Genomic DNA, 10,298 nt, shown 5'->3' on the forward strand with positions numbered 1-10,298 from the left:
GCGTACCAGCGAGCGCTCGGCAAAAATCACCCGGACACGCTCGCAGCGCAGCACAACCTCGCCGGCGCATACCAGTCCAACGGGCGGATCGATGCGGCGATCGCCATGTTCGAAGACGCTCACACCGACTACGAACGGGTGCTGGGCGACAAGCACCCGGCCACGTTGACAGCTCAACACAACCTCGCCGGTGCGTACGAGATGGCCGGGCTGGTAGATCAGGCTGTGACCCTGTTCGAGCACGTCGTCGACAAGCGCCAGCAGGTGCTGAGCCCCGACCACCCGGACACCCTGTCGTCCCGGCACAGGCTCGCCGGCGCCTATCTGTCAACGGGCAGGGCCGACGAAGCGATCGCCCTCTTCGAGCAGGTACTGGGTGACCGCCGACGGGTACTGGGTCGCGATCACCCGGACACCTTGGCCGCGCAGCTGAGCCTTGCTGTCGCCTATCGGTCCGCCAGACCAGCCGACGCCGTACTCGACCTGTACCAGTACGTCCTGACCGAACACCAACGGGTACTCGGCGAGGACCACCCGGACACACTCGTCTGCCACAACAACCTCGCCAGCGCCCTCCTGGCCAGCGGGCGACTCGACAAAGCGATCGCCAGGTATCAACTCGTGCTCGCCCACGCCCGACGGATCCTGGACCCCGACCATCCAACCATCCAGTTTATCGCAACCAACCTCGGCTATGCGATGAGCTTGCACAGCCCACCCACCGGTCAGGAATCTGAGGACGCCGACGGCAACCACGCCAACCAAGACTGAGGCCAGCGTCAAGGAATGGGCAGTTCGTCCTTGCGGTCAAGAATTGCCAGCGGGGCCGACGTCGCCGACCTGCTCCAGGTGGCCCGTTCAACGAACCGCCGTCGATGTACGGCAGTTGTCTGGAATCGAGGATGACGGCGGACTTGTGGATGGCGTCCCGAACGTGGCGGTCGTCAATCCACGCTCGCACGTCGTGATCCGTCAGAAGGCGCGGATGGCCGGACCGACCGTCCAGGTGCTGGTCACGGAAATCGATCACCGATGGCTCGCGTTCGACCTGCGCGACGAAGAGGATGATGCTGAGTGCCTCGATGCGGTCTCGAGCCCATTCCCGGCTGCAGGCCCAGCCCGGTCGGCGGCAACACAGCCATGATCGGGTTGGTCAACAAGGGTACGACCAGCGAGAGCTTTGGCAGGTCATCGAGGCGCTCAACGCTGTCGGTGCTGCTATCTACGAATCTCGATGTTTGTGGTCGTGGTCGACCAGTCTGCGTCAAGGTCCCATGGCGAGCGCTTCAGAGAGCCGAATGCTCGGCTACCTAGGAGCGTCCCAGCCGTCAGTGATATCGGCGCCGGAGTAGCGGCCAATCCTCTACTCCTTGATGTGGCGTTGAGTATCTCCGGTCGGCGGGGTAGGTCGTAGCTGGCCACGGCGAATGGCTCGCTGGCCACAACCAGTTTGACCCAGTTGGTGAAGCGCTCATCGCGGTGGAGGCGCTGTCCGGGCGCCGAGTCCAGTTCCACTGGCCGCCCGTGGTTGGCGGTGGCGGAATCGCCAGGTGCGAGCCAGGCTCCGTGCAGCGGCGTCGTATGTGCACCGAACGTGTCGGTGAGAACGATCAGGACGCAGTACAACTGACGATCTGCCATGTTATGCAGCCTGAAGCGGACCTTCGGTGCGAGGGAACGCTGGTAGCCCAGTCGCACGACGCCATCGGGTCCGGGCGGGATGACTTCATCGTCGCCTCGGAGGATCTCCAGTCGAACCATGTCGCGGATTCCGGTAGTCGGGTTGTCGAGATTCAGAAGTTGCTTCCATCGGCTTATCCGCTCCAGGAGACGGACGGTCCGCTCGACGCCCACCGGGCTGGCGGCCAGTTCAGCAGCCGGACGGTCCATCGGTCCTGCGTAGACGCGAACACCGTCGGTGGTAGTTGTGACGCGGAGGTCAGCGCCTGCTGTGACAGTGAGGTACGGCGACGGCCCTCGGCCAAGGCCGGCGATCTCGATCGCCGCGCGAATCCGCGCCGCCGTCTCGCCTTCTCCTTCGATCGTGACCTCCGTGGCGGACATCGCATTGCGAACGAGTTCGACGTGGAAGGTATCGTCGTGGTGCGGCTCCCACCCCACCGGCCGCACGAGCGCTACGCCCGGCCGAACCTGCGAAACCTCGGCTCGCCGCGACGGGTCCCCGCCGACCACTGCGAGCGTTGCGTCGGGTGCAAGACCGTGGCAGGCCCCTACGTCAATGATCCATTGGCCTGCGGCACGCCACATGGTGGTACCCGAAGTCGACCGCCGCACGCGGCCGCCGAGAAACGGCTGGTCGATAAGGCCCGCGTTGGCCGACCAGAGCACAGGGCGCTGGTGCGGAGCCAGAGCTTCGATCCTCAGCGATGCCACGAGTTCGCGATAGGTTGCGCTCGGGCCTAGCTGCTCCATCGCGATCAACAGCTGATCGGTGAATATCCCGCGCCGGACGCCGTACCCGTTCTGCCACTCGTATGCCTGCTCACGCGCGTCGGCGGCGGCCAGTCCAACGAACCGGACCGGTTCGGCGACCACAGGCATCGGCGCCCACAAAGGGACCGGCCGTCTCTGCTGAACCGCGCCTCGGCTTGACACCAGTTGCTCACTGCCGACCGTCCCGCCCGCATGGCAAGCGTCGATTACCGCGACGACATGACCGGTTCGATCAGCCACATCGTTCAGCAGCGTCACCAGCTCCGATCCGTGGAGGCCCTTCGGATCGTCCGTGGTGTAGTCCGCCGTGACCAGTCCGGATGACACCGACTCGGTCTCGGCCACGAACGCGCGGAACCCATGTCCCGAGAACCAGAAGAGGACCGAGTCGCGCGGCCCGGCTGCGGCGAGATGCTCTCGAAAACCCGCAATCACCTTATCCCGCGTCGCATCAGCGTCGATGAGAACCGAGACGACCAGTTCCGCATCCAAGTACCTTGAGCGCAGGTAGGACTGAACTGCCTCAATGTCGTTGTTGCATCCCGTCAACCCGAACCTGTTCACTCCCACCAGGAGGGCGAATATCCTACGCCTCGGCGTCGTTTCGCCAGAAGCTGCCAACCCGCCGGTCCGGAAGGATGGTAGCCCGTACATCGGATTGGTCAGCAGTTCCTTGACGTCCGGCGGAATCGCACATTCACGCCGGGCAGCGGCCCACGCCAGATGTTGCGCGGTCTTCAGCACGGCAGCCCGTCGCAGCAGCCCGCTCAGCTCCGGATCAGCCGAGACCGGCAGGAGGCCGCCGGTGACGTGCGCGTCGAGGGCCATCCTGAAGCTCGGCCACGGAACCTTGCGCAGGACGAGCCGCGCCGAGGACTTTTCACCAAGAATTTCTACTCCCGCACCGATGCCCCTTGCCGTGAAGGACGGACCACCGACGATGCCGTATCGCACCACATCCAGGAAAACGCGCACACGATTTTCGTCCATCGACTCACGGTCAAAGATGATCTCAAGACCGTCTTTCAAAGGACGAACTGCGCGGATCGGCAGAACCCCTGACCGGAGCAGGGCCGCCATGACGGCACACTCAAGCCGCCGCTGCGTGTCGTTATGCGCCTCGGGAATCGGATCGCCACCGTCAGGTTCCTGCTCAAGCGCCCTGTGGGCCTGGCTGTAGGTCTCTCCGGTGTAGAGCGTCCGCCTCTTCGCGAGGCGCCGCAGGTAATCGTCCGTCATCGGGTCACCGGCCGGCGGCTGGCGGATCCGGCGACGACGTCCGAACTCCATCCGCGGAGTTCGCAGAGAAGCTTCAGAGTGGCGGCCCCGTGCGCTCGCGAGCGGAAGGCACCGCAGACCCACGTCGGCGACAGCAGCATGACGATGATCAGAATGGGCAGGTGTGCGATCGCCACGACGAACGGTCGAACCAAGGAGCCCGGCAGCGTCGTCAGATCGATTGATGGCATGGTCCACTCCCGATCCGCTGCCCGGCCAACGGCATACGAGAAGAGACAGTGCCTACACGCTTCGTCAATGCTCGGGGAGGATCATCAATCCTTTAGCCACCGAGTGGATCAAGCCGGGGATCCACGTGACTCGGTCTCCGTATACCGTGCCGCCAATAGTACATCGCCTGTACAAATGCCGCCACCAAGTCGCCCGCAAGAAGGTCAGATCTGGTAAGAAGTCCGTCTCGCTGGCTGTGTTGGCGTGAGCTATGTCCGTGGTGCGCTCGCGTCCCTGGGCCGGCGTCGGCCAATCCCCGGCATTGGGTGTATCGGCCCGTCTGGCCGCTACGTCAACCCGGGCCTGTGAACCGGGATCGGTGTCCTGGCGCCGGCTGCTGACCTCGCCCGTGCACTGCCGGTGGCCGCGGCCGCCGTGGTCTGTCCCGTGCTGGTCTTCTTCATTGCCGCGGTCGGGGCGCGGTCCGCTGGCTGGTACCGGCTCGGTGCGGTCCTTGCCAACGCGGGCCTGCTGCTAACCGTGGTTACGGGGGTGGTGCCGGTGGCGTCCGTGGCGCCGGCGGTCCGTTCTGTCACGCCGGTTCAGCGGCGGGCCGTGCGGGCCGAAGCACGACGGCACGGTATCCCGCTGGTCGTGGCCCACTCCCTGGCCGCCTCCGCGGCGGACCGGCAGGCGGCGACGATCCTGGCCCGGCGCCTCCTGTGCCACGTGGGTAGATGACGAACGGGGCGGCGTGACCGGCGGTGACCAGGTCGAGGTTGAACGTCGGCCGCCGCCCCTTCGGGATCGTGCGCCGCTCCTGCGCGGAGTAGTCCGGAGCCACATAGGCCAGTAGCCGATGGTTGCTGTCGAACGGGGCATCGGCGATGCGGATGAACATCGATCTCGGCTTCCCGGACGGCCGCGCGAGCTTCGTGGCGATGTCGTGCTTGCTGAACGCCGACGCCGCCTGCCCCTGCTCGAACTGCAGACTGCCGGCCTTGCCAGTCTTCAACTTCGGCACCATGAACTCGGCCAGCCCCGGGTTGATCGGCGCCTTGCCCTGTTCGATCCACTCCACCAGCCGGGTGAACCTCTCATCGACCTTCGCGGTACGGGCCGCCGTGTCGGCGGTGACCTCCGGGGTGTCCACCGACAGCATGCGTACCGGCATCCGCAGGTTCGGCGTGTCCCCGTCGGTCACGTCCACCAGCGGCCGCGCGCCCAGCGACGGCATCGACGCACCGTCCGGGGCCCAGAAGACCTGCACCGCATCCATCACGACGTCCTCCTCGACCAGCGAGCAAACCGGCGCTCCAGTGGACCACCGACGGCGGCGACCTCAGGCGGCAACGGCGCCGATCCGACACCCTCCGTCCGGTACCCGGCAACTACTCGACTGACCGGGTCCGGGTGCCGCCTGTCCGGCGGCACGGAGTCCTCTGGATAGCGGTGTGGAGGCGGCCACGCCCGCAGCCGCGACGGTGCCGGGCTTCAGCCGGCAATCCTGTTTCCAGCACACTATTTCACGGATGTACGCGATCCCCTCCCGTCCCCAGTGACAGCGATAACGTCACTTCTGCCAGCACAACCGACGGGGGAGAAGGACATGGCCAAGACAGCTCAGTCACGCCTGGGTGGGTGGTGGAGGATGCGTTCGCGCATCATGCGAATGGCGAGGCTCCTCGCCGTATTCTCTTTCAGCGGCGTCCTCGTTGCGACGGCATGTCCTCAGCCGGCGGTGGCGGATCCGTACAACTGCAGCTGCGTCACGTACGCGCGAAGCAAGACGGGTCTTCTTGGAGGGCCACCGACGGCGGCCGGATACACCGAGACCGCCATGAACGAGCGAGGCTACGTTCGGGTCTCTCCCCGGCCGGGCACGATCATGGTCTGGGACCGCAACCGTAAGGGCGCCGGGGCAGCCGGGCATATGGCGATCGTCACGGGGGCCGCATACAACGGCCAGACGAGGAAATGGACGATCGACGTGCGTCACGTGAACTGGAACGGCAACTGCGGGGAGCACCCTCTGCGGTTCACCGGGGCGTCGGGGATGGCTGACTGGGGCAATCTCGACGGCGTCAACTTCTACTTCCGCCGGTAGACCCGGTCTGCCCCACACCGCGACCGCGCACGCTGCCGACGTGCCACGCACCACCGCGCCGTAGTCGGCCAACAGTCCGCTACCCGACAGCGACCACCGACAGCGACCTGTCGATGTCGATGACGGTCAGACGCGCCGATCACAAAGCGTCTACACGTACCCGGGAAAGACCGGCCCAAGACGTGCATGCAGCCGGGCCGGTGTCCTGTCTGCCGCCCGACGGGGCATCGGCGGGAGGAGGGTGAGGCGGTGCTCGAATGCCCGAGCCGTGTTGGACGACTCTCGGGATGAGCAGCAGGGGTCGGGTCAGCGACATCGGTCGCGAGCGTGTGTTGGACCGGCGCGAGGTTCGTGTGCGACGACAACGTGAGCGCCCGGCATGGAGTTGCTCGTGGCGGCGGTCGGCTCCCGGTCGAGCGATCGTTGGGGGTGCCGATGCGGACCGTCGCATGTGGACATTTGACCGGACGCGTCGGCAACACCAGTTGACCCCTGGACCGCCCGCCGTGTGGTAGGCAACGCTGACACGCGTGCGAGGAGCCCTCTGCTGTGATCTTGGTGCGGGACGAGCGCCGGGTCGACACCGACCTGGCCACCGGAGCGCTCGCCTGCCCGCGGTGCGCCGGCCGACTGCGCCCGTGGGCGTGGGCCCGTCCGCGCCAGGTCCGGCAACTGGACGGGTCTGAGCCTCCCCGGGAACTGGAGGCCCGATACCAGGATGATCGTCCTGGTTGAAGGTAGAACCTTGAGTGGCTGCTCCGAGGAAGTGTCCGCAGGAGGTGGGGACCGGGCGTTCGGCTGGCTCGTGAGTCCGACCGGCCGCTGTCTCATGTAACGCGGAATTGGGGGTGTGCATCCCGAGGCGTTGCGGAACTGAGTGCGTCAGGACGAGGCCGACCGCGGCGAGCGTCCGACCAGTTGTCCAGGGTCGAGCGGGACGAGTTGAAACGGTTGCGGGCCGAGAACGCCGAGTTGCGGCGGGCGAATGACATTTTGAAGGCGGCGAGCTTGAGTTCAACGCTCGTGGGCTTGGAACACAGCCGGTCCTTGCAGGAGAGTGTTACGCCTTGGCCGATGGCCGTCTTATGGGCAAAGACTTGCACAGCGGCATGGACAATGTGTTGACGTACTCGCTGTGGCGTCGTTGCGACAGGCCGCGCCACCGGACCTCAGGTAGGTCAATGACGATGGTTCCTGCGCAAGCGGCTTGACCAACCGCTTCGGCATGAACGCAGTGCCTTGATAGTTGCGTGCATGCGATGTAAACAGATTCTGTCACCGTTCGGATGGCTTCCACGATTTCTGGTCGCGGATTCCGGAAAGAACTTCGGCCAATTGAGAATATCACCTGCTCGGGCTGAACTCTTGAGCATAGGTCGATCGCGAACTTCGCCGGATCAACTGCTCCTGGGCGGCCCCCATGGTGTGGGAATACCAGCACCGGTGCTGCTAGGTCCTGATCGTCTGCCACGAGTCGGTCTAGGCCTGTTGCGTCAACGTCGCCTGGCAATAGCACACAGTTTCGCCCTGCGACCACCACCTTTAAGACGGCCGAATTGGTATTCGCAGTGAGATTGTCCCCTTCCAGGCGACTCATGGGTCCGGATATGGCCATTTCTGGAGACGGACCTAGCACCTGAACCACAACAGAGTCTAGCGCGATTTGCCCAGGATCAGTCGTGGTCAATGTGCTGTGCAAAACGGTGCCATGCAGCCGCCGAGCGATGCCGAGTGCATGCTTTAAGTCATCCCACACCGTCGTGCGTCGAATCGGATCGGGGTTCACGAAGACGTTGCGGACTGTATAGCGAGAATCCGTAAGCAAGGTAGCGGCGCCGTCGACGTGGTCGGCGTCGGCGTGTGACAGTAACAACGCATGAATGTCCGTGAGGCCTAGGTGATCTAGGTAGGTAAGTAGACTTGCGCGACGAGGGGCGTCTACCACGATTACCCGATTCGCCGACTGTATGACCGCACAGTTTCCGTGCCCACAATCGAGAATGCTGATACTAGCCATCGGACGCCAACCCGAGTGACTCGTCCGAGGGAACTGCGGCATCGAATGACAGGTCCGAGATCTGCAACTCCTCGACACTCGTTGCCGCAATGTTGGCCCGCACTACTCCGCGAACTGGAATCTGCCCACCCTCAAGTTTGGCCAGCGCCAATCTTGGCAATTCCTTTATCCGTAACGTGATGATGGTGTCAGGGCTCCATGCCGGAAGGATCGCGTATACAAAACGTCGATCGCGGCGGACGAGTTTGATGGGCGTGACCCAACGGGGTGGACTCGCGTCGACGATCGTCTCGGATGGCTCGGCATCACCCTCGGCCGCTTGAGCCTTGAGCAAAGGCACTGGTGCCTTCGTCTGTGTATGGCCCGAAAGTCGAGCACCTACAAGGTGGAGGCGATGCGCCGCGGCCGCCGCTTCGCCGCGGTTGTTCACGTCGAGCTTGGTGAGGATGTTCGACACGTGCACACTCACGGTCTTCTCGGTGATGAACAGCTCGCTGGCGATCTGCCGGTTGGTGTGTCCGTCGCACAGGCGCCTGAGCACCTCCAGCTCGCGGCGGGTGAGTCCGTGCGTCTCGAGCGCAGCCTGCTCGGCGGCAGCGTCGGCGACCGGCTCGGTGAGCACGATCCGCGACCGGCGGGCCAGCGACTCGAGCTCGGTACGCAGTGGCACCGCCACCAGCCGGATGGCGCTGTCGTACGCGGCCCGCGCCGCCCCGGTCGCGCTGTGCGGATCCCGTGCGTTCAACGCCGCCTCGGCCCGGCGCCAGCGCGCGTAGGCCGCGGGGTACGGACGCCCGAGCGCGTCCCAGCCGTCGGCGGTCTCCTCCCACAGCCCCGCCGTGTCGGCCGGGTCCGTCGCGTCGACACGGCTGTACTCGGCGAAACACAGCCGCCGGACCGCCTCCGCCTCCGGAAGCAGCGGCGGATCGGCGCCGATCCCGCGCACCATCGCGATCAGCTCGGCCGCCCGCCGCCGCACCGGGTCGACGGCGCCGGCCCGCTGCCGCGGCACCGCCCGGATCCGGTCGTACTCGTCGGCCTCGGCGCGCAGGCCGAGCGCACACAACCGCAGCACCAGCTCGGCGTTCTCGGCGTCGCCGGTGACCCGCAGCCCGTCGGCCACCGCCGTGCGGGCGGCGGCGGGATCGCCGCGCCATAGGTGGATCTCGGCGAGGTAGGCGGCCATCGCACCGGCCAGCGCGGGCTGCACGGTCGACCCGGCGACCCGGCGCACCGCCCGCACGAGCTGCTCGGCCTGCTCGAACCGGCCGCGGGCCAGGTGGATCTCGGCGAGGGTCAGAGTGGCGTAGCGGGTCTCCGCGACGGGCCGGTCGATCAGCAGCTGGGTGAGCCGGGCGGCGGCCTCGTCCCAGCGGCCGAGCTGAACGAGGGAGGCGCTGATGTTGTTCGCGAGCATCCCGCCCATCCGGCTGGTGCCGAGCCCGAACCGCTGCGCGATTCGGTACCCGGTCTCGGCGGTGTGCAGCGACTCCTCGGCGCGGCCGGAGACCGCGAGCACGAACGCGAGGTTCGCGTAGGCGCGCAGCAGGTCCTCGAGGTTGTCGAGATTTTCGGTGATTCGCACTGCCTCGCGCATCGCCTTGATGCCCGGTCCGGTGCGTCCGAGCAGCGTCAACGCGACGCCGACGGTGGTCAGCGCCCGTCCCTCGGCCTCGGCCGCGCCGACGGACCGGGCCACCGATACCGCCTGTTCCGCGGTCGTCAGCCCCACCGAGTACCGGCCCTCGCCCAGCAGCGCGGTCGCCTGTCCGGCCAGGACGCGCGCCAGCACGACCGTCGGCGGACGGTCGGCGAGCAGGTCGGCCGCCCGCTGATACGCCTCCCGCGAACCCGCGCCGTCGCCGGCCTCCCAGAGGTAGCTGCCGAGCCGCTCGTACAGCTCCGTCGCGTCATACGCTGGCGTGTCATCGGCGTCGTTGATCGCGGCCGTGACGTATTCGACAGCTCGCGTCACGTGGCCGGACCGGCGGGCCGCGTCGGCCGCCGCGGCGAGCAGCGGCACCCGCCCGGTGCCGGCCACGGTCGCCGCGTCGGGCACCCGCTCCCACAGGTCGAGCGCGCGCTGGTACTGCCGCTCGGCGTCGCGGAACGCCCGCATCCGCATCGCGGCGTGCCCCGCCCGCACCGCCTCGGTGAGGGCCTTGTCGTACGCGCGGGCCTGGGTCCAGTGGTAGGCCAGCTCGGCGGCGACGGTCCTGTCCTCGGCGTAGCTCAGCCCCGGGTCGGCGGTGAGCGCGGCGGCGATGGCCG

General features: G+C 66.6%; 8 protein-coding genes and 1 pseudogene. 4 read left to right on the forward strand and 5 right to left on the reverse strand.

The features are described from left to right. Both Voc01_RS52290 and Voc01_RS52295 read left to right on the forward strand, forming a co-directional pair. A partial coding sequence (locus Voc01_RS52290; protein WP_203935282.1) for a tetratricopeptide repeat protein occupies positions 1–771 on the forward strand: 771 nt, incomplete at its 5' end. Between the two features lie 115 nt (positions 772–886). Further along, on the forward strand, positions 887–1,144 hold the full coding sequence (locus Voc01_RS52295; protein ID WP_203935283.1) for a hypothetical protein: 258 nt from the start codon (positions 887–889) through the stop codon (positions 1,142–1,144). Positions 1,145–1,218: 74 nt separating this feature from the next. Here the strand turns inward: Voc01_RS52295 and Voc01_RS52300 are convergent, their stop codons facing one another. From Voc01_RS52300 to Voc01_RS52310, 3 genes are all read right to left on the reverse strand, one after another. Further along, on the reverse strand, positions 1,219–3,693 hold the full coding sequence (locus Voc01_RS52300) for a caspase family protein (protein WP_203935284.1): 2,475 nt from the start codon (positions 3,691–3,693) through the stop codon (positions 1,219–1,221). Continuing rightward, entirely contained in the window at positions 3,690–3,923 is a 234-nt protein-coding gene (locus Voc01_RS52305) for a hypothetical protein (protein WP_203935285.1), read from the reverse strand. The genes Voc01_RS52300 and Voc01_RS52305 overlap by 4 nt, the downstream gene beginning before the upstream one ends. 572 nt (positions 3,924–4,495) lie before the next feature. Then, complete coding sequence (locus tag Voc01_RS52310) at positions 4,496–5,182, reverse strand: hypothetical protein (RefSeq protein ID WP_203935286.1); 687 nt, start codon at positions 5,180–5,182, stop codon at positions 4,496–4,498. A 393-nt stretch (positions 5,183–5,575) separates the two neighbouring features. Here Voc01_RS52310 and Voc01_RS52315 point away from each other — a divergent pair, with 393 nt between their 5' ends. Together Voc01_RS52315 and Voc01_RS54995 are read left to right on the forward strand one after the other, a co-directional pair. Continuing rightward, positions 5,576–6,010 (forward strand): CHAP domain-containing protein, encoded by a 435-nt coding sequence (locus tag Voc01_RS52315; protein WP_239161119.1) that lies wholly within the window; start codon positions 5,576–5,578, stop codon positions 6,008–6,010. An 877-nt stretch (positions 6,011–6,887) separates the two neighbouring features. Beyond that, positions 6,888–7,018: pseudogene (locus tag Voc01_RS54995) on the forward strand (IS3-like element ISMyma3 family transposase); the annotation flags it as partial. 52 nt (positions 7,019–7,070) lie between these two features. On the opposite strand, the gene Voc01_RS55000 reads toward Voc01_RS54995, so the two are convergent. Together Voc01_RS55000 and Voc01_RS54390 are read right to left on the reverse strand one after the other, a co-directional pair. Then, entirely contained in the window at positions 7,071–8,069 is a 999-nt protein-coding gene (locus Voc01_RS55000; protein WP_373873989.1) for a ComEC/Rec2 family competence protein, read from the reverse strand. Beyond that, on the reverse strand, positions 8,020–10,298 hold a 2,279-nt coding region (locus Voc01_RS54390; protein WP_275423844.1), incomplete at its 5' end, for a helix-turn-helix transcriptional regulator. The genes Voc01_RS54390 and Voc01_RS55000, both read right to left, overlap by 50 nt.

This window comes from Virgisporangium ochraceum, from assembly GCF_016863655.1.
Lineage (GTDB): Bacteria > Actinomycetota > Actinomycetes > Mycobacteriales > Micromonosporaceae > Virgisporangium > Virgisporangium ochraceum.